Genomic DNA, 24534 nt, shown 5'->3' with positions numbered 1-24534 from the left:
CAGGTCCCTCCTTCATAGATTTTGTCTAATTATTATAACAACTTTAGCTAAATCATTCTTTTGGAAACAGACAAAAATCAACGGAATCAGACCTATTTCGATATTGTCTCGGTGTACAGGTATAACATTTTTTAAAAACCACATTGAATTGACTCAAACTGGAGTACCCGACAGCCTGTGCAATTTCAAGAACTGTCATAGACGAATAGCGAAGAAGTTCACCCGCTTTTTCCATTCGTTTTTGCAGCAGCCAGTTATGGACAGGCTGATCATAGACACTGCGGAAATATTTTTTGAAGGTAGTAGGGGATAGATAAAACCGGCGACATAAACTGTCAATAGTCAGTTTTTCATCTAAATGGAGCTCCATATAGGAACAAACGCTCCTTAAACGATCATGGACTGAGCCGTTCTTTTGCAACATTTCTACCTGTTGTACTTGTATCATTTTCTGACTCAGTAAATATAACAGCTCAATGCATTTCCACACACAATAATAATCCTGTTCTGTATCATCCAGAATATTTAAAACGGAAAACAGTGAAAATACCCACGGATTCCCCTTGATCAGAAAACCTCCGTTCATTTGCTCTGCATACTGCAAAGCCAAATGAATATCCAAATTCCAATTCCCAATTATTTTGGTTATAGCACAAAGACTATTTTGAATTTTTGGAATTTCCACAGTCAGAAAGAATCCTGATGTTTCTTTCTCTGTTTCAGATAAGGAAACGCAAACTTTTTCAGAAACACAGACAATTTCCTGCTGACGAGCATAAACTGCCTGCCCGTTCAATAACCGAATTCTTATTTTACCAGTGGAGCAAAAGATAAAATTTAAACACTTTTCAGGTGTATCCGGCAATTTATTAGTATAAAAGCAATCGGAACAAGAGGAAACATGAAAGCGAAACAATTTCATTCCGTCGATATTAAAATTGCACCCTGATTTTGTCAAAACAGCCTTTTTAAATGACTCGCTCATCATGTTTCCCTCCTTCCTGTTCTACCAATTTATTACAACAAAATATGCAGAGAGCATACTTGTTTTCAATGCCCTATGCAAAATGTGATTATCTAATTACACCAAAGCTGCGCCCAGTGCATTGCATTCTGCAACGGCTGCTTCGTCAGGTGCTTCATTACAGATTACGCTATCACAAGCTAAAACAGCGCCGTCTGAAGTACAGGTTTCTTCCCAGTTGCGCATCCATTCGCCGTCTCCCCAGCCGTACGAGCCGAACAAGGCAATTTTTTTGCCTGACAATTTGCTCTCGCACGAAGAAAACATCGGCTCAAATTCAGTTTCCTCCAGCTGTTCTGCTCCCATCGAGGGGCATCCGAACGCAATAGCATCAAACTGATCCATCATGGAAGAATCAAATTCTGAAGCTGTAAACATTACTGCTTCCGCGCCTTTTTCTTTGGCTCCCGACACAACAGCCTGCGCCATCGCTTCTGTGTTTCCCGTACCGCTCCAATAAACCACTGCAATTTTACTCATAAAATTTTCAACCTTTCTTATATTAGTCAAACAGCTACCGTGAGCCGTTCAATAGACTTTCCCTGCATATAACACCGACAATATGTATTTGTGCATTTTTTATATCGCTCAAAAGTTTTTTTCACTTTTTCCTCATCGCCATACACTTTCCAGCATCCTACATATTTGTAACCGCGGGCTTGATTTTGAATAAATCCCAAAACATCTTCCGGAGGATATCCCAAAAACAATCCGATTTCATGAGGAAAATCCGCACAGGAATTCAGTCTTGAAATTAAATTTCGAATCAAACACTTCGGAGAATTAACACAATACCCGCACTCTGTCAGAATCGTACGCGCTACATCATTTTCGAGATCTTTTGAAAGCTTTGACGGTCTGTACAAATAAATTAACGCGCAATTCTTCTGATACCTCAGCGGCAGAACACGAATCCCTTTTCCTCTGAACAAAGCATTCAATCTGCGCATCGTCTTGCGCAGTTCCGATGAATCCTTGAAATGATAAGTAAACATATTACCTGTTTTCATTCCGGCAAGGGTCGGAGCACAATGTCTGATAATCATTTCGTCAGGCAAGGAATCTCCTCCTTTTTACGCATGTTCATTTAAAATACTGCGCAAGGCCGAAGCCGAACTGGTGTGACAGCGCACAATCTTAATATCTTTCCCTTTTGTTTCATTCAAGGTAGAGCGAACCATTTTATGAGAAACAGTTCCTGTAAACAGCACCAATAAATCTGGTGATCCTATTCCTTTCAGGGCTCCGTCCGTTTTTGGGAAAACCTTGGATTTACAATGATACTCATCACAGATTTCCTTATAACGGCGAACCATACATTCATTTCCGCCCACAATGACCACGCTCATACCATTCACCTCTTATTAGGTTAGCTAAAGCTAACTGAAAGATGTTTTTTTCACCGCTCCTGCGGTGTTGTTAATATAGTAGCAAATTAAACCGCCACTTTCTGCTCCAAAAAGGTTGTATATAATCCAAACCGACCAAAACTTTATAAAACAGACATCACTACATAACCTAGTTTTTCTATCTGATTTATGATAGAAGTGTCATCTACCGGAGTTTCATACTCCACCAAAACCTGATTCTTTTTCAGGTTTACCGTTGCAGAAACTCCCGCAATACAGTTAACGGATTCTTCAATTCGGTTTTTACAATGTTCACAGTGCATACCGTTCACATAAAATGTTTTTTTCTCAATCACCGTTTTCAGCTTTTTCTTCTTCGGCTTGTATCCGCCTCCAGAACAGCACCCGCCTTTACCTTTCAATCGCTTGATTGTTGCACGCAGCGCAACCAACACAATGATTACTAACAGCACAACAACAATTATATTTTCCATCATATAACCTCCTTAGATTGAAGCTGTATCCGATATATTTCTTCTTTTGCAGACAGATCTGTATTTTACCGGAGAGAGTCCCTTTGCTGATTTAAAAGCACTTGCAAATTTGCTTGCATTTTCATATCCATGCTTACTCGCAATTTCAATCACACTTTCCTCAGTGTGTTCCAGCATATATGCTGCCGATTCCATTTTATGCGCTTTCAAAAAGGCATAAAACGGAATCCCGTATACCTGTTTGAATGCGTTCTTGATTTTTGTCGAGGAAATCTCAAAATATGAGGAAACTTCATCTAAAGTAATCCTTTCATCCATATTCGCAGTAAGATATTCACAAACCTCTTTGGCGAGTTTCACTTGATAGGGAGAAATCCCTTGACACAAAAGCTCATCACTTTCTAAATGGAACACACTTAAAAAAAGCATCAGCTCCAAAATTTTAATTTTAAAATAAGGCAGCCTGATATCCTGCGGAACGGTGTATAACTCTGCAAAAATATGTTCAACGGAAGCATTTGACCGGGTGATAAAGCATGGTTGAAAGCCGCTGAATTTTTGTTTTATCCTTTCGGGCTGTACCGAAACATCTTCCAAAAAACAAGACAAGCATTTCGGAGCTTGATCCACATCAATATGAATCGTAATACCATGATAGTGTTCTAACGGGAAATACATCACATCAGTCAACGGAATTTCCTGTGCAATCAGCAGATCGCCGGGAGAAACATAATAATAATGATCTCCGGCTTTACATTCCATTCTTCCTTCACGGCAATGGATAATCTCTAAAAAATCTTTACTTGCAGTTTGACAAATCCCCAGCGAGGATTCCTTTGCATGAATATTATGATAAAACAGCCTGATTCCCGGAAAAACATCATATCCGGTTGTGTTAGAATGGTGTAAATGATTAAACCTATCCATCTTTTAAGATCCTGCTTCCTTCGGAAAGAGACAGGCAAGTTTTTCTTCAGATAAATTTGCCAGAAAATAACAAATTGCTGTTTCTTCTATGTTGTCACATAGCTTTGAATGAAATAGTCGTTTATTCAATTCCATACTGTACTTTTCATATTCCAAAGCCTTTCCCATTCCATCATCCGTGAGTACAATATGTTTACCACAATCTCTCTTTACATACTGCACCTGTTCAAAAAAATCCACCATACGATGCACACTGGCTTTCGAAAGTTTTAGTTCCTTGGCAATATCTGCTCCGCGCACACTTCCCTGTCTCTCACATAACCTCTTTATCGCAATCAAATATCGTATCTGAGAAGCAGTTAATTCCGCATACTTTTTCATACACAGCTCTCCTCGTATTTAAAAGCAAACGCGGGGCGCGGTTTTATGTCCGCACCCCGCATCATTTGGCTTTATTGATTGCGATCCTTTTCCCGGTGATCGCATTTTCCTTTCGAAGCACACTGTTTTGCATAAGGACAACCAATACAGCTTTCGCCGCATTTCTTTGCTTTATACAGATAAACCAGAATGGCTCCTACAATCACCGCAAGGATCAAAATGATAATCAAATTTTTCATTATGATTTGCTTGCAGCATACGCTTTGCCTGCATTATTCAAAGCATATTCTGTTTTCAGCTTTTTATTGGTATTGCGGATCAAACCGATGATAACAACCGCAAACACAGCCACTGCTGCAAGTCCTGCAAGAGCTGCACCTACATTCAAGGTTTCCGGAGCCGTGATAAGGGTTCCGATGGTATAAACCGCATAACCTACGGTATAGCCGACGCCCAGCTGCAAGCCGATTGCGCCCCAAACCCATTTGCTGCTCTTCATTTCGGAGTTCATCGCACCGATTGCCGCAAAGCAAGGCGGTGTGTAAAGGTTAAACATCAGGTAAGCAAGCGCTGCCACCTTGGTGATGGCGATAATGCTTGCAGCCTCTGCACCTGCACCCTCAATCAAAGCGAGTTCATCGGCATCAATCAGGTTTTCCAGTCCTACAAAGCAAACGGCCAAAGTACCGACTACATTTTCCTTTGCGATAAAGCCGGTAACCGCTGCCGCCGCAAGCTGCCAGGACAGAACACCCACAATCGGAACGAGCAGATAGGCAAACGGAGCGGCGATAGAAGCGAGGATTGAGGAATCAGATGTTTCTGCAACGCCGAAGCTCCAGTTAAATGTCTGCATAATCTGAACAGCTGTGTTACACAAAAGGATAATAGTAGCAGCTTTTACGATGTACGCCCAGCCGCGGCTGCACATTGCTTTGAAAGCAAACCAAAGGGACGGTGCTTTGTATTCCGGCAATTCAATGATAAAGAAGGATTTTCTGTTTTTATAGCCTGCAATTTTGTTAACCAGCAGAGCTCCGAGGAAAATAAGTACAATACCTGAGAGATACATAGTAGTGCTTACCCAGCCTGCGTTGTCAAAAAACGCTCCGGCAAATAAAGCAATAACTGGGATTTTCGCACCGCACGGCATAAACGGAGCCAGCATCGCAGTTGCTCTGCGCTCACGGTCGTTGCTGATGGTACGGCTTGCCATAATACCCGGAACCGCACAGCCGATAGTGATAACAAACGGGATAACGGATTTACCGGAAAGACCAACCTTTTTAAAGATTGGGTCAAGTACCACTGCCACACGGGACATATATCCGCAGTCTTCCAAAATAGCGATGAGGAAGTACATGACCATAACCAGCGGCAGGAATCCTACAACAGCGATCACACCGCCGATCACGCCGTCTACCAGCAATGCGGAAAGAAGTGGATTTGCTCCTTCCATAAGACCGCCGACCCAACCCTGGAACATTTCAAGCAGGGGAACCAATCCGGGAATAAAGGTTCCGTTCGGCAGTTCTACGCCTTCTGCAATCCAGGTGCCCAGATAAGTCTGGGAAATTTCAAATACCAAGAACATGACAACGGCGAAAATCGGAATGCCCAGCCATTTGTTAGTCAAAACCTTATCGATTTTATCGTTGAGGTTTTTATCCTTGGTTAATACCTTACGGGTTTCTACTTCTTTCACAATACCATTGACAAAATCAAAGCGCTTGCGGTCTGCAGCCTCTACTGCCTTTTTATCTGTCAGGTCAATATTCCCCTGATGAAAAGGAGCCGTTTGATCCGTACCGACCTGAGCCGCTGCCTGCGTTACCACCGCTTTTAAACCTTCTGCAGAAATAGATACTGTTTCTACAGCAGGGCAACCCAACCTCTCGGAAAGCTTTTCAGCGTCAATCTTAGTTTCTTTCTTTTTGTTGACATCGCTTTTGTTCAGCGCAACCACAACGGGAATTCCCAGTTCCAACAGCTGAGTGGTAAAGAACAGACTTCTGCTCAAGTTGGTGGAGTCAACAATATTGATGATGACATCCGGATTCTCTTTTTTGACATAGGAGCTTGTGATGCTTTCCTCGCTGGTAAACGGGGACATGGAATATGCACCCGGCAGGTCAACAGCGATCAGCTGCTCTCCCCCTGCGTAATAGCTCTTTTTAATAGGATACTCTTTCTTTTCTACTGTAACTCCTGCCCAGTTTCCGACTTTTTTCATTTCGGCCTGTCAGCGCGTTATACATGGTGGTTTTACCCGAATTAGGGTTACCTGTCAACGCAATTCTCATAGCGGTTCCTTCTCAGATTTTGTCCATGATTTTATGTATAATTAGCATAGGCTAACCAACAAACAAAAAAATATATCAACTGCTGCAGATGCTATTATACAATAATAGCACCTGCCAGTTGATGATCAATGTTATATCTGCCGTCTTTGATAGAAACGACACATCCACCTTTGAGATGAGATACAACGGTAATCGATTCCCCCGTGTAGCATCCTAAAGAAAACAAAAAGGCATCCATCTCTTCATCGTCAGTTTCAATCGCCTTTATGATATATTCGGTTCCTTCGACCGCTTCTCTTAAGGTCATCTTAAATCCCACTCCTAATCATCCGAATAGAACAACTTTATGGCGTTAGCGAAAGCTAACTTGATCGGCTTAAATAAGGTTAGCGACTGCTAACTATTTGACAGTATACTCTATATTTTTTGTTTTGTCAAGCTAAACTTTAAAAACTATTATTTTTCATGATTATCATTTAAATATAAACGTCCTGCTTGAATCAAATGTCATTTTATGATATAATATCATAATTCACTAAAAGGAGTTTTTATTATGCATTTACAAGAATCCGGTGAAATGTATTTGGAAACGATCTATATCCTAACCAAAAAGAATCACGATGTCCGCTCGCTGGATGTCGCGGAATATATGAATTTTTCCAAACCAAGTGTCAGCAGAGCAGTTGGCTTGTTAAAGCAAGGGGAATACATTACGGTAGATCAGGAAGGGTATCTGCATCTTACTGCTATGGGAGAGGAAATTGCAGCTAAAATGTACGAGCTGCACATGCTTTTAACGGAATTTTTAATACGGCTAGGTGTCGACCGCGAAACTGCTTCAGCAGACGCCTGTAAAATCGAACATGACATCAGTGACAAATCTTTTGAAGCGATTAAACGACATGTCAACGAAAAGAAAGCTGTATCATTCGAATAAGTATAATTATGCGAAAACCAGAGGCGTTTATTTGCGTCTCTGGTTTGCTTTTATGTAAGGTTCAGTCTCTTTCTGAATATGAAATTTAACAGATTCATATTTAAAAATACAATTGAATAATGCAGTAAACCATGACAAAATAACAATCAGTTAGCATTAACTAACTGATTGTTATTTTAGGAACGGAGTGATACTTTGGATCATGTTTTTCTAGCTTTTTTCTGACACTTCTTGCCGGTCTCAGTACCGGTGTCGGCAGTTTCATCGCTTTTCTCTGCCGCCATACAAACCGAAAATTTCTTTCTGTCGCCCTAGGCTTTTCTGCCGGTGTTATGATCTATGTTTCCATGATTGAAATTTTCTTTAAAGCACAAGAAGCACTGGTCGCTCAAATGGGACATCGTATAGGCAGTTGGATCACTGTTGCTGCTTTTTTTGGTGGAATGCTGGTCATCGCAATCATCGACAAACTGATTCCGCCAGGCGAAAACCCCCATGAAATAAGGAAAATCGAAGATGTGCAAACTAAAGATCCGCAACCGAAACGATTGATGAGAATGGGCATATTTACAGTGCTGGCAATTGCTATTCACAATTCCCCTGAAGGGTTGGCTACTTTTGTATCCGCTCTTCAAGAGCCAAGCGTTGCCATACCCATTGTAGCGGCAATTGCTATTCATAATATACCAGAAGGGATTGCTGTTTCTGTTCCCATTTATCAAGCAACAGGCTCAAAAATCAAAGCATTTCGATATTCTTTTTTATCGGGATTAGCAGAACCTTTGGGCGCATTGATCGGCTGGCTGATTCTAAAACCCATTATGAGCGATACCGTATTCGGAATTCTCTTCGCCGGTGTTGCAGGAATTATGGTGTTTATTTCCTTTGATGAACTTCTTCCGGCCGCCCGTGAATACGGAGAACACCATCTCTCCATTTACGGTTTGATTTCCGGTATGGCAGTAATGGCAATTAGTCTGCTTTTGTTTCTGTAATTACCTTACATAAGATTCTGTTTGCATATAAACACAAAAAATCTTATCCATTCTTTTTCATTGAAAGTATTTGCCATGAGCTTTGCTCCCACACCTTGCCAAACCTCTATTCATCTTTGGCACTAAAAAAATTAAGCGCATCAGTGCGCTCTCCATTCTGCCATACTTCAAAGTGCAGGTGGTTTCCGGTAGAATTGCCGGTGGTACCGACATATCCGATCACTTCCCCCTGTTTCACTTTCTGACCTACGGTCACGCAGATAGAGGAACAGTGGGCATACAAGGTGTCAAAAGTATCATTGTGACTTATCTTGATATGATATCCATATCCACCGCCCCAAGAGTCGATGGCGTTGGCAATGGTGACGGTGCCACCCGCCGCTGCCAGAATTGGTGTGCCGCCCGGAGCACCGATATCGGTTCCGCTATGATAGGCAATTTCTCCGGTAAAGGGGTCCGCACGGTATCCAAACGGTGAAGTAATCGGGTAGCTCTGCGGAAGAGGCCACTGAAAGATCCCGATTCCTTCCCAATCTGTATCCGGATCGATAATCTCGCCGCCCCCACCGACAAATCCACCCAGCAGTTCTGCCCACAGATTCTGATTTTCCGGCTCCGACATTAAAGCAAGATATTCATTCTGTCTGGCATTGAAATTGTACTGCTGCGCCATTTCCTCCGCTGTTTTATGTGTTAGAGAGATTTCCGAATGGTTTCCGTTACCGTTTCGGTGCGGGTAGTTTCTTTTCCGTCCTCGTCTACTTCGGTAACTTCCACTTCATGGCTCTCAGTACGGGTGCTGGAAGACACTGCATTCATCTCCCACATAATATCCCGCATCTGCTGAACTTGAGTGTCATCCAAAGAAGCCACCTGAGCGCCATCTTCTGCACCGGTCACCTTGGCTGAAAAAACAGCGAGAACATCTTCCCAATTGATAGAAAGCACTCCGTCATTTGAAGTAAACTCCACCCGATCATGGCTATTGCTATCTTCAATTTCTTGAATGTGTGCCTGAAATTCCCCGTTTAAAGTTGTCACAGCCTGCGTAACGCTGGTGCCGGTTCCCGTAGAATCCGAACCGAAAAATAAGCCGAAACAGGAACCGACAATCAGGGCAATCAAACAAATTAACAAGATTATCACTACAGCTACCCAACCTCCGGCAGCGATGGCGGCAATCAACCCTTTTACAGCCGCAATGGTTGCTTTAACCGCTGCTATAGTTACACGGACCGCCGCTTTAACTCCTGCAATTGTTGCTTTCGCAGTAGCCTTGGCGGCCTGTGCGGCTTTTTGTGCCGCTTTTGCAGTGGCCTGCGCTGTTTTCTGCGCTGTCTTGGCTGCCTGCTGTGCAGTCTTTGCCGAGTGCTGGGCAGTTTTGATACCTTTAGCGCTATTCTTCACACCTTTCATAGAACGGCTGGCGGTTTTCACTGCTTTTTGAGGTTTTCCTTTGACCGCCTTGGCAGCGGTATTTTTGGTTCGTATTTTAGAAGCGGTATCCTTCGTGATCTCCGTTGCTTTGCTGCCAGCGTTTTTCGCTTCCGAGAGGGTACGGGAAATTTCTCTTTTTTCTTTGACTTTCCGAGCGGCGGTCTGCGCCAGTTTTTTCCCGCCCCGATAGGTAATGTTGGCACTCTTTTTTGCGGTGGTTTCGATACCGGACAGCATTTGATCTCCGGCCCTGTTGGCGGGGGCGTTGGAGGTTTCTCCCTGCTGGCTGGCAAAAGGCGTCCCCTTCAATTCCGATACGGCTTTCTCCTTGGATTTCAGCCATGCATCCTTCATTGCGGTTTTCGGGGCTTTGGCGGCACTCTCCAAAAGCCTTGGTTTTCCACCTTCCGGTTTGATTTTAATTTCTTTCAATGGCATACCTCCTATAAAAAATACAGGGAGCCAAAGGAGGCTCCCTGCTGCGGTGTTGTTTCATGTATGGGTTTACACCCCCCTCAATGCTTCGTCCGGCTTGGTGGTCATCAGCTGGTACAGACGGGTATTGCGGGGGAAGCTGTTTTCAAACGGTACAATGTTGCCAGCACAGCGGATGAGACCACAGCCAGCCGCTACATTGGTGATGTAGCCAAGCTGGGTGTCCGAGATATGGAGGAGATTCGCCAGTTCATCACGGTCGGTGGAGGACTGGTTCAGAAGGAGCAGGAACTCCGAGTTTGCCAGCATCAGGCGGGCAGTATCGGAACGGAGCAGCTCCTCCACATTCTGCGTGAGCCCTGTCACAAGGCCGTTATATTTTCGGATGCGCTTCCACAGCTTGTAGAAAAAATCGGCGCTGTACTGGTATCGGAACAGCAGATAAAACTCATCGGCAAATACCCATGTGGTTTTTCCTTTCTTCCAGTTTTGGATCACACGGTTGAAAATCGCATCGAGGGTGACCAACATCCCGATGGGCATGAGCTGTTCGCCCAATTCACGGATATCATAGGCGATGATGCGAGCTTTGGTGTCTACATTGGTGTGCTGGGCAAAGGTGTTTAAACTGCCGGTGATGAACAGCTCGGAGGAAAGCGCCAGCCCTCTGGCTTCCGGCTCCGGCTGCTTTAAGAGGGAATGGTACAGATCTTTCAGCGTGGGCGCTTCACCCTCATAGTTGTTTGCCATGTACTCCCGGTACACATCATAGGTGCAGCGGTCCAGAATAGATTTCTCTTTGGCAGACACACCGCCTGCCCCTACTAACTGCTCGAACAGCGAGAGAATGAATTCTGATTTTTCAATCAGTGGGTTGCGCTCGTCACCGTAGGCTTTGTCCATATCAAGGGCGTTCAGGTGGGTGTTGGAAGCTGCGGAAATCCGAATAATTTCCCCGCCAAGCGCTTCTACCATGAACCCAAATTCCGACTCCGGGTCCAGAATCAGGATATCATCATTGGTGGACAGCGCAATGCTCACGATTTCTTCTTTGGCGCTGAAAGATTTGCCGGAACCGGAAACACCGAGGCGGAAGCTGTTACCGTTTAAGAGCTTGCGGCGGTCGGCCACAATCATGTTTTTGGAAACAGCGTTCTGCCCATAGTAGATACCCCCGGTTTGCATGATTTCCTGCGCTCGGAACGGAATCAGCACAGCGGTGCTTTCGGTGGTCAGGGTACGGATGGCTTGGATTCTGCGCAAACCATAAGGAAGCACAGTATCCAGCCCATCCTTCTGCTGCCAGCGCAGAACACTCATCTGGCACAGATGTTTTCTGGCTGTTGTGAGGATCGTTTCTGTGTCACTGTCCAATTGTTCCTTGGTATCAGCCAGATGGACCATGGTCACGAGACCGAACATCATTCTTTGATCCCTGTTGGTCAGATCGTCCAGCATTTCCTTGGTTTCTTTTCGCTGCTGTTCCATGTCGTAAGGAAGGACAGAGGAAAAGTTGTTGGCTGCGTTCTGCTTTCGCTGCCAGTTTGCCGCATTGGTTTCCACACCCAAGAGCTTGTTCTGGATTTCCCTTACTGCTTCATCGGTGGGAACAGGCAAAATGTCAATGGAGAGCATGAGGCTGCGGTCCATATCGCAGAGTTCAGCAATCATGGAATCTTTGATATAGCTGGCGTAGCCCTGTAAATACAAAACCCTGCCCCAGCGGTCATTCAGGCGGAAGTGGTCTTTCTGGAATTCCATGCTGTCCGGGCAAAGCCAGTCCTTGAAGCTGTGTCCCTTTTTCATCTGTTCCTTGAGATCAAAGGCAAAAGCGGCAGGTTCATTGCCCTTAAAGAAATCCCGGAACACCTGCAGGCGGGTTCCGGCGTCCAGTTCCCGTCCAATAGAGGAAAGCTGGGACAAATGGGTGATCAGATCCGTACCCACACGGGAGAAATAGGTGCGGGCTTCATCGATATTCCGTTTCGCTACCGTGATGGTGATGTAACGGTCCTGCACCACACTGTTGTTGGTGCCGGTTACCTTTGAGAGCAGCATTTCGTTGTACTCTTTGCGGAAATGGTCCAGCCCGTCCTCTTTCATCGGAAGCAGCAGGGATTTCTCAAATTCCGCTTTATTGATTTTCCGGTTGTTGATGGTGATCTTGGCGCTGGCACCGGAATCCAGCGCATTGAGGAGCTCTGAATAATCGAGAAACATCGCTGTCTTATCCTCTTTTCCGGCGATTTGATAGTTAATATCGGTAAAGGAAAAGGTTTTGGAAAACCTGCTTCCTACCTGAAAAATCCCATCCGGCCAGATGCGCTGGATGAGGATGGCGTCCTGTACGGACTTCGGGATTGTGAATTTTTCTTTCTCTAATTTCGTTGCTTTGAGAAGCGTTTTGATAATAGGCATCCTTCCTTTCAGTGCAAAAAATGAAAAGGTTACTGTTCTTTCCCAGCAGGTGGCTGAGACTTACTCTTTTTCCTTTTGCGGGGCGGTTTTTCGCCCTCTGCGATGGCGTCCTTCAAGGCTTCGTAGTAGAGATTCTCAGACTTAAACACAAGCTTTTTCGGATACAGAAATTCTGATTTAAACCAAGCCCATGCCACTTGTTCGGCAGTCATCCCATGGTATTTAAAAAACCCGCAAGCAGCGAATGGGGCTGCTCCAAGAATGCACATCCAGCCAACTTCTTCGCTGCCGATCAGAGGGCGTAAACCAAAATACAGACCGACTGCCACCCCTACTGCAAGCAGGGAACAGATAAACTGTCGGGTAGAAAGTCCAAAAAAGATGGACTCCTGATAATCCCGGATTTCCTTTGGTACTTTTACTTCTATATTGCTTCACTCCTTTCACGGCCTTACAGACCTAACAATTCCTTGACGATCCGGTCGCTCATCCGCACAGCTCCTACTAAAACCAAAAGGTTAAAAATGAGCTCGCCTACATAACTCCATACGGCGGTAACGGCTGAGACGTTAGGATCAACCGCTGGCGGAGAAGCCGCCATAACGGAAAAGATAATACAGGCAAGGGCAATAATAGCACCTTCCAAACATACCCCGGCATAGGAACGCAGGAAGTTCTTGCCCACATTGCTGGTTGGTTCTCCCGCAAAGCTGGAGAGAGGGATAGGCGCAAGCGCTGTGTACATATAGAGTTTAAACATACGGGAATAAACCGTTAAAATCATGATAAAGGACAGCACTGTAATAAACAGACCGCCTAAAAGGGTTACCGCCCACAAAGGGATACTGTCCCAAAATCCTACGTTATTGATTTTATCGATGATTTCCTGCGGGAGCGTGGTGCCGCTGCTTCCTGACAAACCCGATTGGGTAATAATGGTGGAAATGATCCCCTGTACGATTTTAAATACAGCAAGCATCAAATCAAGTCCGTATGTTACAGCAGCCTTCGCCAAAGCAAAGCGAATGAACAATTTTAAAGCGTGTTCCGGGCGTTTTACATCGGTAAAAGAGCCGCAGGTTTTAACGACACCAACCGCAAAAAACAGTACCAGCAAACCATACCCAATGGCTTTCAGCGCCCCGTTAATATCCAGCATAACCTGCCAGATCCCGCCGCCCTTGAAAGTGGCGGGGTCTTGGGTAAGCAGTGTCCAGATTTCAGCCAGTTTGTCATTACATGTTCCGAGGGCAGAATTTAAGTTATCTATGATCCAGTTTCCGGCTGGTCACCTCCCATCAAAAAAATTACGGGGGCATCCTTTCGGATACCCCCGGTCTGTAACATGGAAACTCAGGCGGTGATAAGGTCAAGGATTTCCTTGGCGAAGGTGATTACCAGCCCACCGGCCAAGGTCAGGAAACCCTGCGAACGCTGGGAGGGATCATGGCTCTGGAAGGACAGGCCGACCTGTACGACACCCCAGCCCAACAAAATCATACCGATGGCACGAATCAGGGAGAAAATGAATGTGGAAAGGTTGTTCACCACTCCGAGAGGATCGCCGCTGGCTGCAAAGGCGGTAGTGGAAAGGCAGCAGGCGCACAATACTACAGCGGCATAGCTGGAAAATCCAAGGCGTCCCTTTTTCCCAAGAGGCAGAGCATTGGTGGGTTTGTTGTCCTTTTTACGGTTCGTCAGAGAACCAATTTTTTTCAGAAACTTATTCAGAAGCATTCCTCCAATTTCATGTGAATTATTATGGTTTGAGAAAATCCTCCGGTTCCAGCAGTTCGAAATCCTCATACTGGTCCGGGGAATAATCGAGATCGTCTGAGGCGTCCTTCGCCTGTGTGTAGTCGTAGGGCGCAGCGCCGCCATCCTCTGTCAGGTGGATGTTTGGGTGATGCATCAGGTCGTATTTGTCATCCAGCATGGGCCTTTCACCCCTTACAAAAAGAATGGCTTTGCGGTTATCCAGCATTCGGACTTCATCGGGCGTTAAGAGTTCCCGGCCTGTCTGCTGGTCGTTGACACTAAAGCTGCCGCTTCTTCCACGGCTATGACCATAGGCGTTGGTATCCAATGTTTCCTTGCCCATGAGTTCGGAAACATATTTGTGAGTTTCCTTCTCGTTGCCGCCGAGGTAGAGAAACTCATCGCACAAGCCCACCAGCGATTCCCACTGTTCCTTGAACAATGCCTTGATCTGCGCCATATTCTGTGCGATATAGCTGCAGAAGATGTTACGGCTTCGCATGGTGGAAAGCCAAGGCAGGAAGTTATCCGTGGGCAGGGCGATATTCGGTGCTTCGTCAATCAGCAGATGGACCGGAACCGGAAGCCTGCCTTTGTATTTGCGGTCAGCTACAAAATAGAGTGTCTGGATGAGCTGCCCGTAAATCATGCCCACAAGGTAGTTGAGGGATTTGTCACTGTCCGGGATACAGCAGAACAGGGCGATCTTCTTTTCGCCCATTTCTTCCAGATGGAGGTCGTCGGTGTAGGTCAGCCTTGCGATCTGCGGCAGATTAAAAGCGGAGAGACGCACGCCGACACTGATTAAAATAGATTTCAGAGTTTTTCCGGCTCCCATCTTAAAGACATGGTATTGCTTCACGGCAATGCTCTCCGGGTCCCGCATTTCAAGCCTTGCGAACAGGATATCCAAGGGGGACTCGTATTCCTCATCTTCCTCCCGGACTTCCGCTGCCGCCAGCATCTCCATTACCATGGCAAAGTTTTGTTCCTCCGGCGGTGCTTCATGCATCAGGTACAGCACCAGCGCCTGCAAAAGCGCTGTTTCGGATTTCGTCCAGAAAGGGTCCGTGCTCTGTGCTCCGGGCGGAGTGGTGGATTGGATGAGGGTTTCAATCAGGCGAAGAACATCCTTGTCATCCCGCACATAAGCAAGGGGATTATAGCAAAAGGAGGCGTCGGGGTTCAGCAGATCAAACACCCGCACATCATATCCGTTTGCTTTGAGCGCACCGCCTGTTTTCCGCAGAATTTCACTCTTGGGATCGCAGATTACCAGAGAACAGTTGCCGCAGTTTAAGGTATTCGGGATCGCATACGACCGGCTTTTGCCTGCACCGGAGCCGCCGATCACCAGCACGTTGGTATTGCGCTTATGCTTGTGTCCATCCATCCCCATTTGGAAATGCTGGGTTAGGATGAGATTTTGTTTTGGATTCTTTTTATCCCGGTATTTCTTGGCGATCTGGAACACATCGCCCCACTTGGCGGAACCGTGTTCTTCTCCACGGCGGCGGTTTTTCTGGTTTGAGGTCACCACAAGGGCGATCACCCCGTACCCAAGGGAAAAGAAAAACAGGCACCGAAGAGAATCATCCGTCCAATGAATGGAAAAGGGACTGTTCATCGCTGCCGAAAGCTTTCCCAGCAGATCCACAAGACTCATTCCATCTGACCAGCTTCCGGCCACTAAAAGCGCTGCCCACCAGACGATGGGCAATGGCAGAAGCCATACCCACCATGGATTCTTTCGTTTTACAATGGAGTCAAAAAATATCCTTCCTTTCTTCAGATCAAAATAAAAAAGAAACCCCGGAGCCTATGGAAAAGCATTCCCACAGGTTCCGGGGTAACGGGCAACCTTAAATCTTATCGAACCGGCACGTTTCGATATTTACTGCTCATGAGCTTTGCGAGAACACGGTCAATCCCGCCGCTGCTTCTGCCCGCAGACAGATAAGCGTTGCGCATTCCATTTAAAGACTGCGCCGCATACTGGAATTCCGTGTCGCTCAGGTACAGCTTTCCCTTTGGCGCATTGACGGTTTTATTGATAAGGCCCTGCACCTTGCCGGAGGTTTCCGGTCCGGATGATTTTTGTGCGTCGCAGAGCGCCTTGACCAGAAAATTCTTTTCCAGCATTCCCATCTTAAAGAGACGTTGTTTTTCCAAGGGTATCCCTGCCTTTCTCTATATTTTCTTTAGCTTCACCATACCACAGCGGCGGACAGAAAGCTACCGCACAAAAGAAAACAAACGGAAAACTTCCGGCGGTTCGCTTTCTCATCGTTCCGTTTCCTTCTCCGGTTTGGATTTGGGAGCTTTGGCAGGCTTCTGCGTTTCTACCGAAAACTCATCGGGCTGGACTGTCTGCTCCAAATCCCGAAAGCTGCGCTGCATATCCCTGCCTATGGAATAAGCCGCCCGTTTCACATCGCTTATGAAACCACGCTTTTCTTCCGGAGTCATTTGAGCACAGCTTTCGCATACCTTGTCAAACCGGAAGGCCGAAGTATCCAGACCGCACCGCTGTGCGACCACATAAGCGGCACAGTAGCTCTGTGCCGCATACGCCTGACGGTAGTAACCGCTGCCGACAGTATCGAAGCTGGCATGGGCCTGTTCACGTGCGATAGCGCAGATGGTGGTGGTTTCATCCATCCCGTTGCGGACAAAAATCGTATGCTGTTTGGGAACATACTGTGCCTGTACCCCTTGAGGAAGCTGATCCGATATGGCAAGCTGGACCGGACTCTGTTCTACCATAGCGGCAATGATTTCTTCCGGCAGATGTTTCTGCGGCGGCAGGGACTGAGGTCCTCTGGTTTGGGAAATATCATAGGCTTTTGTAAGGGTATAGCCATTCGCTATGGTACCATCCTCTTTGATATATTCCTGATCCGCAAAGAAGGTGTATCCCTTTTCACCGGAACGGATGGAGCGCCCGGCTTCCTTCCATTTATCAAAAGTGCGGGGATGGGTGATTTCCTTGTTCTGGTGATATAGGATGAGAAGGTTGCGGGTACTTTGCGGGGTACACTGCGCCATAAAACCTAAGAAGCCCTTCATGGAAGCGTCATCTTTGAACACTTCCTGTGCCTGAGCATCCACTTTTGCCCATGCATCCTCACGTTCAGCCTGCTTCATGGAAGCATATTCTTCCTTGGTGTACTGCTGTTCTGGCTGGGGTGATTGTTCTTTTCTTCCGATCAAATTTGATAAATCGATACTGCATTACCTGCCTTTCTGTTTTTTCTTCTTTTTGCGGGAATGACCCGGTGTAGAATGCTGACGATCCTGCTGTTTGGTCTTTTCCGCTTTTTTCTTCACTTGTTCCTGCTTGATCTCCTGCAGTTCCTTTTTCACCGAAGGCTTTTGCTCCGGCTGCTCACGGCTTGTTAAGCCGGGCAAAGAGTTTTTGCTGGGCGAGGAAGGCTCGGACGGACTCTTTTCCGCTGCCGGGGGTTCTGATTCCTTCTCCCGGCCAGCGGTAAAATTTCCGGCTTCACCCTGCCCGGCAGGACTGATATTGAAGTCATCTTCAAATCCGCCCACCTCGAATTCCACAGCGTCCTGCTCGGTTTGGACAGTTTCCGTTTTGCCGGGTTGGGAAGCGGCAGGAGCCTGCTTCTCCTGTTCCACCGCTTTCTCCACAGTGGCTTCTCCGGCTTCCGCTTTCACATAATCCAAGCCGAGATTGTCATAGATACGCTGAATCTTAGCGGCATCATCCGCAAATACCACCAATTCGACGAAATCGCTTTTTTGTTTGTTACGGATGGGCACATACAAAAGACCGTGCCCTTTGGCTTCCCGCACAAATTCTTTCATGTGCGTTGCAGGCAGATTGAAAAACTTAAACGGACGCTGCTCACGAAGCATTCGGACAAGCCTTGTCTTGCCATGGGTTTTCTTTTGGTCTTTCAGCACTGCATAAACAAACAGCGCAAAGTTCTTCGCCGCCAGTCCCGACAGCTTGAGGGCTACTTCGGTCCCTTCAAGGGTAAATCGGACGATCTGGTCAGCAGGATCGCTTCCGTAGTTCAGTCATCATTCTCCTTGTATAATAAATTTAGGTTGATAAGAGAGCCTATCTCCCAAAATCAACTGTATAATTATTCAACATAATGTTGTATAATTGTAGTTATTAGATAGAGGATGACGTATTCTCCTTGGGGAGCCAAAAGCTACTCCGTACTGGAAAGACTGACACCTCTTTCTGATAAACAGATTACGAATAAGTTGGATGTTGACGGCTGATTGCCGTACTTCGAATATAGAACAAGGCAGTAACGTTTATCAGATAAGAGGAACTATCTAAAATCTGTTTATTTAGGTGAATGTTATGCTTTATCTCGGAATTGATATCGGCAAAAATACTCATGTTGCTTCTCTTATTGATGAAACGGCAAAACCATTATTCAAAGCATTCTCGTTTTCAAACACAACCGAAGGCGCAAACAGCCTGATTGAAAAATTATCAGTACATATCAATAATCAATCAGAAGTTGAAATAGGAATGGAGGCTACCGGTCATTATTGGCTTTCGATTTACTCATTTCTTGTTGAAAATGGATTTGTTGTTCATGTCGTTAATCCTATTCAAACTGACGGCTGGCGAAAAGGGACTGAAATCAGAAAGCGTAAAACAGATTTCATCGATTCTGTTCTCATTGCTGATTTGATACGCTACGGTGATTTTGTTGAAACCTCACTGTCAGATGAAGACACAATGTCACTGCGTAATCTGTCACGCTTTCGCACTTATCTTGTTTCGTCCATTTCAGACTTGAAGCGCAAGGTAATCTGTGTTCTTGACCAGGTGTTCCCAGAATATCACACTGCTTTTTCAGATGTTTTCGGCGAAACCTCTAAAGAACTTCTTTCGCACTTTCAGACTGCGGATGATTTTGAAAACATCTCTTCTGAACAGCTTGAAAACGTGCTCAAAAAGGTCTCTTTTAAGGGTTTTGCCAAAAACAAAATCACTCAGATTTCAGAGCTCGCAGCAAGTTCTTTCGGACTGAAGTTCTGTCAGGATAGCTTCTCTTTACAGCTTCGGCTTTTAATTGAGCAGATTAAATTTATTGACGCTCAGGTATGTGATGTGGAAGCAGAAATCAAAGTTATCCTTGATAAAATTAATTCTCCTATTATGACTGTACCGGGTGTAGGCAATATTAACGCCGCTGTTATTTTAGGAGAGATCGGTGATATCTCTCGCTTTTCAAACGCTTCCAAGCTTGCTGCTTATGCAGGTATAGACGCTTCTGTCAGCCAATCCGGTGAATACCAATCCACCAATAACAAAATGAGTAAGCGTGGCTCTCCCTATTTGCGCAAAGCTCTGTTTCAGGCTGCCTTGATTGCAGCCTTTCATGATCCGGTTTTCTCGGCTTTTTATCAAAAAAAGCGATCCGAGGGCAAGCATCATCTTACTGCTGTTGGTGCTGTTGCCAGAAAGCTTTGTAACACCATTTTTGCTGTTTTAAAATACAATACCGCTTACGTCCCTCAATTTAAATAATCTTTTTATACCCACTTATCCATCGACTTGGACTTTTTGTTCAGGTCTTTTTGTCTTGCATATTTTTTCATCCCTTATTCGTTATTTTTTTATTTTTCCTATTGACTTTTTATAGTTGGTCTTTCGGATAAAATAAAAAATGCCCCCGCAAGCTGAAAGAAAACTCTCAACCTACGGGGGCAAGTCAATTTATCGTTCTTCTTTGTGTTTGGGATGGCGCTGTTTTTTGTGGGGGACTACCTTCTGAGGCAGTTCCTGCTGTGTACAGCGGACCGCTTCGATTACAGTTTGGGTATCGATCCCATTTTGTCTGCACCCATTCAGAATACCTTCCAAATAGGAAACAGAGGGCATGGCGGGTTTGTCTTTATACGGGCTGTTCATGGTATAGGCCATGATTTCCCGTCTGACTCCGTCCTGATTTGTCACTGTAACAGGCTCTTTCCCATATAAAAAGGGAAATCCTTCGTAATGATCCAGATGCTGTTCGTCCCGTTCGGAAATACGCCAAAGGACGCCGTCCACATAGCTTCCTTCTTCCGGCAGAATGGTGGCAACGCCATTCCCGCCGCCATTGGTGCGGAACGCAAGGCGGTATCCCTCTAACCGAACAGATTCCACAACTTCTGCATCCGGACAGCGAAACGCCATCTGATTCAGGTTCATATTAGAACCATACGCAAAATAAAGTTTTTCTTTGGTTTTGATCATCTCCTATCGTTCATGGTTTTGGCGGTTCTGCAGGCTGGGGTATTGAGCTTTATCGTAGCGCCATGCCCGGTCGCCGGGAAGGTTTGAAAGCAGATGTTCCCGCACATTTTTGTATTCCGGTCCAATAAGCCCAAGACGCAGTAGAAAGGTGCGGAAGGTAAAGGCGGGGTTTTCGCTGATCTCGGTTTTCCGCATGACTGTTCGGCTCTGGTTAATAGCCTGTGCGGAGATCGCCAGTGCCAGCGTGATGTTTGCCCTGACTTTGCCTGCATGGAGGGTGCTTTCAAAACAGCGCCATTCCAAGGTTCCACGGTAAAACACAGAATGAAGGTTTAAGGCATAGTATCTTGTCCAGTTGTAATGCTCGTAGCTTCCGTCAGAACCTTCATACCATTCCCGCCTTAACCGATCCATGGTAGTATTGCTTGGAAGTTTGCGGATTTTCTCCAGCATGGGTTCCCGCACCTTCTGGCACCAGCGTTCCACCCGGCTCTCATTCACATTTAAGGCTTTGAATAGGATATCCTCTTTGGAATACATAATGGAAAGGGCATTTTTCAGGCTCTGCGGTGTATGCTTAGAAGCGTCCACATGGACGTGCATACCGCAGCTTCCATTGACAACAGCCCCCGCATGACGCAGGGTACGGACAACTTCCTGCAGTTTTCCCATTTCGCTGTACTCCAGTTTTGGGGAATTCATCTCCACCTTGTAGTCACCATCACCGATTGGAATCTGCTGCCGCCCGGTTCGATGAGAACCATGGATACTGGAGTCGTAAACAAACCGCCATGTTTTTCCCTCGTTATCGGTCACTTCCCACGGATCGTAGGTGCGGGATGAACGGGAATGGACAGCGTTGGTTCCAAACAGGGAAGCCATGGCTTCTGCTGCCTGCTGGCGGGTGAGTCCCGTCATCTCAATTTCACAGCCGAAGTATTGGTCTTTCAGATCAATCGATGGCATTCACCTCCCGATACTCCATGATCTATATTTTTGTTTTGTCGTTTACATATCACGCTCCTTTGTAATAATCGCAAAGACTAATATACAATCAATGGACATCGCCCCTTTCCCATGGTGAAATGAAATATATATGAAAACAGCCCGCAGGAAACTGCGGGCTGCTGCTGGCTGTGTTATGCGTAGGTTTCATCTTCATTTTCATTGGTTTCGCCGGATTCTATGGTATCGTCATCCGGCTCGGTTTCTTCTTCCTCATCCCGATTCCAGCTTTCCGGTGTAGTATCCTCATCATCCTCGCTGGGTCCTTCCTCGCCCTCACCGGTTTCGGTGTTTTCTGCAGGTTCCCAGCTGCTTCCGGTTGTTTCTTCATCAGCACTGAGTCCCTCGGTTTCGCCATTTTCTTCGTCCCAGTCCTCTGGTGCCTCGTCATCGGATACTTCCTCGTCCTCATCGCTTTCAGCGGTTTCTGCTGCTTCCCAGCCGTTTTCAGCCTGTTCCTCGTGCTCGGCTGCTCTGGCGGCTTCGAATTCTTCTTCCGCTTCTTCCAGCGCCTGTTCGATCAGCCCAATCACGAATTCTTTTTGGGTGAGGCGGCGATGATAGGCTTTCTCGTAGTTTTCAAGGTATTCCTTTACCCTCTGGAACAATTCCTCGCTCACCTGAAATGCTAATGTTCTTCCTTTTTCCATAATTCTGTTAGCCCCTTTCTCATAATGTTCCCGGATGATCATTTCGATGAATTTGCTCATCGTGCTTTCTGTTTCCCTGATTTCCTCGCTGATTTGGTTATGCAGATCCAGCGGAATTTTGCAGGTTACGCCCTTTGTTTCCACGCCTATCGCTCCTTTTTTCGTTCTTTCCCTTTCGGGCAACACAAGCATACTGCAACCCACCGGATAAAGCTATTACCAAGACCAACAACCTTTCAGTCAAAGCAGGCTCGACAAACGTCACAACCAATAAAGGCTATGTGGGGGTTATTCTTCTTCCAGCAGGGAACCAAGGAAGCCCATCATCTCCTGCGGAATGGCTTCTTCCTGCTGCGGTACTGGCTGGGAAGGCACAGCTTTGAGTTCTTCCCGCAGCACCCGGCGCAGAATTGTTTCCAGTTCTTCTCGCTGGGCATTTTCCAGAATCACCTGTACCAGAAAGGCGTTTTTCTGACCTTCCGGCACAGCCTGCAGGATTTGCCACGCCCTGCGATGTTCTTCATTCTGGAGGTTGGGGCGGAACATAAAAAGGGGCCTGCTCATGCCTTGCCCACACTGCCCGAAAACTGCCCCAAAATCCTCTCGAACCCTTCAGCGTTTACCTTGTCGTCTATCAGGGCAAAAACCCGACACAGGCTGTCCTGTTCGCTCACGTTGCCCTTGACTACCGATGCGCCGCCGCCCAGCATCACCACCGGGATAGCTTTCAGATCAAACCCCGATTCCATGGCAGTCCGGCGGCAATGCGCACCGAACACTCTGTTTTTCTACCTCGCTGTTTGATTTCCTTGGCAATGGCTGCAAGGGTAAGCAGGTAGTAATTGTCGTTTTCCATTTTGTTGCGCAGGATCGGCTGTCTGCCGGTTCCGCAGACATAAAACTTCCCGCCGAATTCCAGTGTGTTTTGCAAGGTGTAGGGTTCATGGGAATACTCTGCAATACCGGCTGGGAAAGAAAAATGCCGGGTTTTGATTGCGTAATAGCCATGGTCGATGCCAATGTTCATGGTTTTACTCATCCTTTCTTGTTGGTTGTTGAAAACTTGAGATCTTTGCTGAGTTAGAGCTTAGAGTTATCTTGTTCTTTCCCATCTGGTAAAGTATTAGGGGGAGAGTGTGAGAGGGGGGAAAGCGGAAAACCGCCCCGGCCATTCAGCCGGAGCGGTTCTGAAAAAGGGCGCACTACCCCCTTGTATTTTGAGGGCTTGAAATTGACCCATTTGGGGCTTCCGTCAATCTATCTATATATCTGCCGAAAACTTTTACAGTTCCGTGGGCGGGAAAAAAGAGTGGTAAACGCAAAAAAGCGGAGTTCCCAGCCTGAAAAATCAGGTGAAAACTCCGCTTATGCTCATAAAAAGTCTTTGTTTTGCTATTTTTGGGAAAAGGCATCTATGGAAAATCACTTTGGATTTTGCGCTCTAAAAAGCCCGCAAACCCGCATGAATACTGACAAAAATGGGGTAGACATCTAAAGTGTCTACCCCAGATGGTGGGAGAAGGTGGATTCGAACCACCGAAGTCACTGACAACAGATTTACAGTCTGCCCCCTTTGGCCACTCGGGAATTCTCCCATATTTAAGGACTGCATTTAGCAGTCCTCTTTTGGAGCTGGTGGACGGACTCGAACCCCCGACCTGCTGATTACAAATCAGCTGCTCTACCAACTGAGCTACACCAGCGTTTTTGGTGTTTGTTTTTGTTTTGTTTTGTCGCTGTCTCCCTGCGACTGTTATATAATACCACAGGGTTACCCATTTGTCAACACTTTTTTCAAATTTTTTTTGAAAAATTTCCGACAAAATGATTTTATTTTAAAAAGCTGCATTTTCCCTATTTTTGTAGTATATTTTGCACAATCAAACAGGTAATCATCGCACCTTTATATAGTCAAAATCACATCCATTCTCATAATCAAAAACTTTAGATAAATACTTAATTTTTAAAAAAATATTAAAACACAAAAAAATTTTTTTGATTTTTTCAAAATTATTTTTTGTTTTTTCCTATTTTTTATTCAACAGAAAATATTATTCTCAAAAAAATTTTAGAAAAAACAGTTTCCTGAAATTTATTTTTTTAAGAACAGATAATTTTTTATTTCTAAATTTTATTTTCAACCCAAATCCGCAATTTAGCAAGAGAATTATTTAAATATTTTT

The 24534-nt window shown here is 45.7% G+C and carries 30 protein-coding genes, 2 tRNA genes and 1 pseudogene; 4 read left to right on the top strand and 29 right to left on the bottom strand.

What is annotated here, in order from left to right; all coding sequences use genetic code 11:
* Nucleotides 1-52: 52 nt before the first annotated feature.
* The 11 genes from CGICJO_RS06905 to CGICJO_RS06855 all read right to left on the bottom strand — a co-directional run bounded on the left by CGICJO_RS06905 (nucleotide 53) and on the right by CGICJO_RS06855 (nucleotide 6797).
* A complete protein-coding gene (locus CGICJO_RS06905; RefSeq protein ID WP_486498329.1) occupies nucleotides 53-988 on the bottom strand; it encodes a helix-turn-helix domain-containing protein in 936 nt (311 codons plus the stop codon).
* A 93-nt stretch (nucleotides 989-1081) separates the two neighbouring features.
* Nucleotides 1082-1504, bottom strand: coding sequence for a flavodoxin (locus CGICJO_RS06900; protein WP_486500007.1), 423 nt, complete (start codon nucleotides 1502-1504; stop codon nucleotides 1082-1084).
* Between the two features lie 26 nt (nucleotides 1505-1530).
* Nucleotides 1531-2082, bottom strand: a complete 552-nt coding sequence (locus CGICJO_RS06895; RefSeq protein WP_486498328.1) for a DUF3793 family protein — start codon at nucleotides 2080-2082, stop codon at nucleotides 1531-1533.
* 15 nt (nucleotides 2083-2097) lie between these two features.
* A complete protein-coding gene (locus CGICJO_RS06890) occupies nucleotides 2098-2373 on the bottom strand; it encodes a DUF2325 domain-containing protein (RefSeq protein WP_486498327.1) in 276 nt (91 codons plus the stop codon).
* 143 nt (nucleotides 2374-2516) lie between these two features.
* A complete protein-coding gene (locus CGICJO_RS06885) occupies nucleotides 2517-2867 on the bottom strand; it encodes a heavy-metal-associated domain-containing protein (protein WP_486498326.1) in 351 nt (116 codons plus the stop codon).
* Nucleotides 2868-2879: 12 nt separating this feature from the next.
* On the bottom strand, nucleotides 2880-3794 hold the full coding sequence (locus tag CGICJO_RS06880) for a helix-turn-helix transcriptional regulator (protein ID WP_486498325.1): 915 nt from the start codon (nucleotides 3792-3794) through the stop codon (nucleotides 2880-2882).
* Nucleotides 3795-3797: 3 nt separating this feature from the next.
* Nucleotides 3798-4175, bottom strand: coding sequence for a helix-turn-helix domain-containing protein (locus tag CGICJO_RS06875; RefSeq protein WP_486498324.1), 378 nt, complete (start codon nucleotides 4173-4175; stop codon nucleotides 3798-3800).
* A 71-nt stretch (nucleotides 4176-4246) separates the two neighbouring features.
* Entirely contained in the window at nucleotides 4247-4414 is a 168-nt protein-coding gene (locus CGICJO_RS06870; RefSeq protein ID WP_486498323.1) for a FeoB-associated Cys-rich membrane protein, read from the bottom strand.
* The gene (feoB, locus tag CGICJO_RS06865) at nucleotides 4414-6408 is read right to left on the bottom strand and encodes a ferrous iron transporter B (protein WP_486498322.1); all 1995 of its coding nucleotides are present in this window, start codon (nucleotides 6406-6408) and stop codon (nucleotides 4414-4416) included. Before feoB ends, CGICJO_RS06870 begins: the two co-directional genes overlap by 1 nt.
* Entirely contained in the window at nucleotides 6350-6478 is a 129-nt protein-coding gene (locus CGICJO_RS06860; protein WP_486498321.1) for a FeoB small GTPase domain-containing protein, read from the bottom strand. Before CGICJO_RS06860 ends, feoB begins: the two co-directional genes overlap by 59 nt.
* Before the next feature lie 94 nt (nucleotides 6479-6572).
* Nucleotides 6573-6797, bottom strand: coding sequence for a FeoA family protein (locus CGICJO_RS06855; RefSeq protein WP_486498320.1), 225 nt, complete (start codon nucleotides 6795-6797; stop codon nucleotides 6573-6575).
* A 234-nt stretch (nucleotides 6798-7031) separates the two neighbouring features.
* Here CGICJO_RS06855 and CGICJO_RS06850 point away from each other — a divergent pair, with 234 nt between their 5' ends.
* Entirely contained in the window at nucleotides 7032-7415 is a 384-nt protein-coding gene (locus tag CGICJO_RS06850; RefSeq protein WP_486498319.1) for a metal-dependent transcriptional regulator, read from the top strand.
* A 212-nt stretch (nucleotides 7416-7627) separates the two neighbouring features.
* Nucleotides 7628-8410 (top strand): annotated as a pseudogene (zupT, locus tag CGICJO_RS06845) (zinc transporter ZupT); the annotation flags it as partial.
* Nucleotides 8411-8516: 106 nt separating this feature from the next.
* On the opposite strand, the gene CGICJO_RS06840 reads toward zupT, so the two are convergent.
* The 10 genes from CGICJO_RS06840 to CGICJO_RS06795 all read right to left on the bottom strand — a co-directional run bounded on the left by CGICJO_RS06840 (nucleotide 8517) and on the right by CGICJO_RS06795 (nucleotide 18403).
* A complete protein-coding gene (locus CGICJO_RS06840; protein ID WP_486498318.1) occupies nucleotides 8517-9083 on the bottom strand; it encodes a M23 family metallopeptidase in 567 nt (188 codons plus the stop codon).
* Nucleotides 9084-9103: 20 nt separating this feature from the next.
* Entirely contained in the window at nucleotides 9104-10279 is a 1176-nt protein-coding gene (locus CGICJO_RS06835; RefSeq protein ID WP_486498317.1) for a hypothetical protein, read from the bottom strand.
* Nucleotides 10280-10351: 72 nt separating this feature from the next.
* A complete protein-coding gene (locus tag CGICJO_RS06830) occupies nucleotides 10352-12700 on the bottom strand; it encodes a VirB4-like conjugal transfer ATPase, CD1110 family (protein WP_486498316.1) in 2349 nt (782 codons plus the stop codon).
* A gap of 29 nt (nucleotides 12701-12729) precedes the next feature.
* Complete coding sequence (locus CGICJO_RS06825) at nucleotides 12730-13128, bottom strand: PrgI family protein (protein WP_486500006.1); 399 nt, start codon at nucleotides 13126-13128, stop codon at nucleotides 12730-12732.
* Between the two features lie 23 nt (nucleotides 13129-13151).
* Complete coding sequence (locus CGICJO_RS06820; protein ID WP_486500005.1) at nucleotides 13152-13973, bottom strand: VirB6/TrbL-like conjugal transfer protein, CD1112 family; 822 nt, start codon at nucleotides 13971-13973, stop codon at nucleotides 13152-13154.
* A gap of 80 nt (nucleotides 13974-14053) precedes the next feature.
* Nucleotides 14054-14437, bottom strand: a complete 384-nt coding sequence (locus tag CGICJO_RS06815) for a glutamyl-tRNA amidotransferase (RefSeq protein WP_486498315.1) — start codon at nucleotides 14435-14437, stop codon at nucleotides 14054-14056.
* A gap of 22 nt (nucleotides 14438-14459) precedes the next feature.
* A complete protein-coding gene (locus CGICJO_RS06810; RefSeq protein WP_486498314.1) occupies nucleotides 14460-16124 on the bottom strand; it encodes a VirD4-like conjugal transfer protein, CD1115 family in 1665 nt (554 codons plus the stop codon).
* 203 nt (nucleotides 16125-16327) lie between these two features.
* Entirely contained in the window at nucleotides 16328-16630 is a 303-nt protein-coding gene (locus tag CGICJO_RS06805) for a hypothetical protein (RefSeq protein ID WP_486498313.1), read from the bottom strand.
* Between the two features lie 111 nt (nucleotides 16631-16741).
* A complete protein-coding gene (locus tag CGICJO_RS06800) occupies nucleotides 16742-17671 on the bottom strand; it encodes an ArdC-like ssDNA-binding domain-containing protein (protein ID WP_486498312.1) in 930 nt (309 codons plus the stop codon).
* Nucleotides 17672-17692: 21 nt separating this feature from the next.
* Entirely contained in the window at nucleotides 17693-18403 is a 711-nt protein-coding gene (locus CGICJO_RS06795) for a PcfB family protein (RefSeq protein WP_486500004.1), read from the bottom strand.
* 400 nt (nucleotides 18404-18803) lie between these two features.
* Between CGICJO_RS06795 and CGICJO_RS06790 the strand changes: the two genes are divergently transcribed.
* Complete coding sequence (locus tag CGICJO_RS06790) at nucleotides 18804-19985, top strand: IS110 family RNA-guided transposase (protein WP_087376648.1); 1182 nt, start codon at nucleotides 18804-18806, stop codon at nucleotides 19983-19985.
* Nucleotides 19986-20174: 189 nt separating this feature from the next.
* On the opposite strand, the gene CGICJO_RS06785 is transcribed toward CGICJO_RS06790, so the two are convergent.
* The 6 genes from CGICJO_RS06785 to CGICJO_RS06760 all read right to left on the bottom strand — a co-directional run bounded on the left by CGICJO_RS06785 (nucleotide 20175) and on the right by CGICJO_RS06760 (nucleotide 23378).
* Nucleotides 20175-20696, bottom strand: a complete 522-nt coding sequence (locus CGICJO_RS06785; RefSeq protein WP_070100432.1) for a gamma-glutamylcyclotransferase family protein — start codon at nucleotides 20694-20696, stop codon at nucleotides 20175-20177.
* 3 nt (nucleotides 20697-20699) lie between these two features.
* On the bottom strand, nucleotides 20700-21662 hold the full coding sequence (locus CGICJO_RS06780) for an amidoligase family protein (RefSeq protein ID WP_486498311.1): 963 nt from the start codon (nucleotides 21660-21662) through the stop codon (nucleotides 20700-20702).
* Nucleotides 21663-21835: 173 nt separating this feature from the next.
* The gene (locus CGICJO_RS06775; RefSeq protein ID WP_486498310.1) at nucleotides 21836-22543 is read right to left on the bottom strand and encodes a hypothetical protein; all 708 of its coding nucleotides are present in this window, start codon (nucleotides 22541-22543) and stop codon (nucleotides 21836-21838) included.
* Between the two features lie 96 nt (nucleotides 22544-22639).
* Nucleotides 22640-22915 carry a plasmid segregation centromere-binding protein ParR gene (locus CGICJO_RS06770; RefSeq protein ID WP_486498309.1) on the bottom strand — a complete coding sequence of 92 codons (276 nt, stop codon included), beginning with the start codon at nucleotides 22913-22915 and terminating at the stop codon, nucleotides 22640-22642.
* A complete protein-coding gene (locus CGICJO_RS06765) occupies nucleotides 22912-23100 on the bottom strand; it encodes a hypothetical protein (protein ID WP_486498308.1) in 189 nt (62 codons plus the stop codon). The genes CGICJO_RS06770 and CGICJO_RS06765 overlap by 4 nt, the downstream gene beginning before the upstream one ends.
* Entirely contained in the window at nucleotides 23079-23378 is a 300-nt protein-coding gene (locus CGICJO_RS06760; protein ID WP_486498307.1) for a hypothetical protein, read from the bottom strand. The genes CGICJO_RS06765 and CGICJO_RS06760 overlap by 22 nt, the downstream gene beginning before the upstream one ends.
* A gap of 282 nt (nucleotides 23379-23660) precedes the next feature.
* On the opposite strand from CGICJO_RS06760, the gene CGICJO_RS06755 reads away from it, so the two are divergent.
* Nucleotides 23661-23846, top strand: a complete 186-nt coding sequence (locus CGICJO_RS06755; RefSeq protein ID WP_486498306.1) for a hypothetical protein — start codon at nucleotides 23661-23663, stop codon at nucleotides 23844-23846.
* A gap of 15 nt (nucleotides 23847-23861) precedes the next feature.
* Here CGICJO_RS06755 and CGICJO_RS06750 read toward each other — a convergent pair.
* Together CGICJO_RS06750 and CGICJO_RS06745 are read right to left on the bottom strand one after the other, a co-directional pair.
* Nucleotides 23862-23946: transfer RNA gene (locus tag CGICJO_RS06750), tRNA-Tyr, on the bottom strand.
* A gap of 32 nt (nucleotides 23947-23978) precedes the next feature.
* Nucleotides 23979-24054 (bottom strand) — tRNA-Thr (locus CGICJO_RS06745).
* Between the last annotated feature and the right edge of the window lie 480 nt (nucleotides 24055-24534).

This window comes from Candidatus Limousia pullorum (assembly GCF_057405065.1).
Note: the sequence above shows the minus strand (reverse complement) of the source record. Positions and strands in the feature narration are given on the sequence as shown.

Coding starts and splice junctions, on each gene's coding strand:
- CGICJO_RS06765 (WP_486498308.1), bottom strand. CDS start 23,100: ATGGAATCGGGGTTTGATCTGAAAGCTATCCCGGTGGTGATGCTGGGC.
- CGICJO_RS06860 (WP_486498321.1), bottom strand. CDS start 6,478: ATGAGAATTGCGTTGACAGGTAACCCTAATTCGGGTAAAACCACCATG.
- feoB (WP_486498322.1), bottom strand. CDS start 6,408: ATGAAAAAAGTCGGAAACTGGGCAGGAGTTACAGTAGAAAAGAAAGAG.
- CGICJO_RS06905 (WP_486498329.1), bottom strand. CDS start 988: ATGATGAGCGAGTCATTTAAAAAGGCTGTTTTGACAAAATCAGGGTGC.
- CGICJO_RS06890 (WP_486498327.1), bottom strand. CDS start 2,373: ATGAGCGTGGTCATTGTGGGCGGAAATGAATGTATGGTTCGCCGTTAT.
- CGICJO_RS06770 (WP_486498309.1), bottom strand. CDS start 22,915: ATGAGCAGGCCCCTTTTTATGTTCCGCCCCAACCTCCAGAATGAAGAA.
- CGICJO_RS06785 (WP_070100432.1), bottom strand. CDS start 20,696: ATGATCAAAACCAAAGAAAAACTTTATTTTGCGTATGGTTCTAATATG.
- CGICJO_RS06760 (WP_486498307.1), bottom strand. CDS start 23,378: ATGAACATTGGCATCGACCATGGCTATTACGCAATCAAAACCCGGCAT.
- CGICJO_RS06780 (WP_486498311.1), bottom strand. CDS start 21,662: ATGCCATCGATTGATCTGAAAGACCAATACTTCGGCTGTGAAATTGAG.
- CGICJO_RS06885 (WP_486498326.1), bottom strand. CDS start 2,867: ATGGAAAATATAATTGTTGTTGTGCTGTTAGTAATCATTGTGTTGGTT.
- CGICJO_RS06875 (WP_486498324.1), bottom strand. CDS start 4,175: ATGAAAAAGTATGCGGAATTAACTGCTTCTCAGATACGATATTTGATT.
- CGICJO_RS06775 (WP_486498310.1), bottom strand. CDS start 22,543: ATGCTTGTGTTGCCCGAAAGGGAAAGAACGAAAAAAGGAGCGATAGGC.
- CGICJO_RS06815 (WP_486498315.1), bottom strand. CDS start 14,437: ATGCTTCTGAATAAGTTTCTGAAAAAAATTGGTTCTCTGACGAACCGT.
- CGICJO_RS06900 (WP_486500007.1), bottom strand. CDS start 1,504: ATGAGTAAAATTGCAGTGGTTTATTGGAGCGGTACGGGAAACACAGAA.
- CGICJO_RS06830 (WP_486498316.1), bottom strand. CDS start 12,700: ATGCCTATTATCAAAACGCTTCTCAAAGCAACGAAATTAGAGAAAGAA.
- CGICJO_RS06810 (WP_486498314.1), bottom strand. CDS start 16,124: ATGAGTCTTGTGGATCTGCTGGGAAAGCTTTCGGCAGCGATGAACAGT.
- CGICJO_RS06790 (WP_087376648.1), top strand. CDS start 18,804: ATGCTTTATCTCGGAATTGATATCGGCAAAAATACTCATGTTGCTTCT.
- CGICJO_RS06870 (WP_486498323.1), bottom strand. CDS start 4,414: ATGAAAAATTTGATTATCATTTTGATCCTTGCGGTGATTGTAGGAGCC.
- CGICJO_RS06840 (WP_486498318.1), bottom strand. CDS start 9,083: ATGGCGCAGCAGTACAATTTCAATGCCAGACAGAATGAATATCTTGCT.
- CGICJO_RS06880 (WP_486498325.1), bottom strand. CDS start 3,794: ATGGATAGGTTTAATCATTTACACCATTCTAACACAACCGGATATGAT.
- CGICJO_RS06850 (WP_486498319.1), top strand. CDS start 7,032: ATGCATTTACAAGAATCCGGTGAAATGTATTTGGAAACGATCTATATC.